Source organism: Kineococcus indalonis (genome assembly GCF_009906395.1).
In the GTDB taxonomy this organism is placed as follows: domain Bacteria; phylum Actinomycetota; class Actinomycetes; order Actinomycetales; family Kineococcaceae; genus Kineococcus; species Kineococcus indalonis.
In genome coordinates, this window is sequence record NZ_JAAALM010000965.1 from 1 (window position 1) to 622 (window position 622).

The following is a 622-nucleotide window of genomic DNA, read 5'->3' on the forward strand; positions in this document are numbered from 1 at the left end:
CGCGTGCTCTCCCGCGTCGTGCAGCTCGTCGGCGACGTCGCCGATGGAGGAGCCGGCCCACAGGCCGTCGCCGACGAGCTGCACGACGCGGGAGAGCACGCGGTCGCCGACCTGCTCCTCGATGGCGGCGCGCCAGTCCTCGGTGGCGGCGGTGAAGACCTCGGCGGCGCGCGCGTCGCCCACCTGGGCCAGGTGCAGCACGGCGATGCCGGTGCGCGAGAGGGGGTCGTCGCGCGGGACGACGGAGGTGCGCAGGTAGTAGTCGACGGCTCCGCCGGGGGCGGTGCGCATGCCGTGCACGTCGTCGGCGGCCAGGCCGCGGAAGCGCTCCAGCAGCCCGTCGACGAGGGCGTCCTTGGTCCCGAAGTGGTACAGCAGCCCGCCCTTGGAGACGCCGGCGGCGGCGGCCACGGCGTCGAGGGTGGCGGCGCGCACGCCGGCGGTGACGAGCAGCTCGCTGAAGGCGTCCAGGAGCTTCTCGCGCGTGGGGGGAAGGCTCGGCACGTCGTGGAGGTTAATCCGAGAGCGACTGTACCGTCTGGACGGTACAGTCGCGTGGAGCCGACCGACCCGCCCGACCGAGGGACCCCGTGAGCACCCCCGCAGCACCCGCGCCCCGCAC

At 74.9% G+C, this 622-nt stretch carries 1 protein-coding gene; it reads right to left on the bottom strand.

Annotation, left to right across the window (positions count from 1 at the left end; translation table 11 throughout):
- A partial coding sequence (locus GTR00_RS25300) for a TetR/AcrR family transcriptional regulator (RefSeq protein ID WP_166613637.1) occupies positions 1-504 on the bottom strand: 504 nt, incomplete at its 3' end.
- Positions 505-622 lie beyond the last annotated feature (118 nt).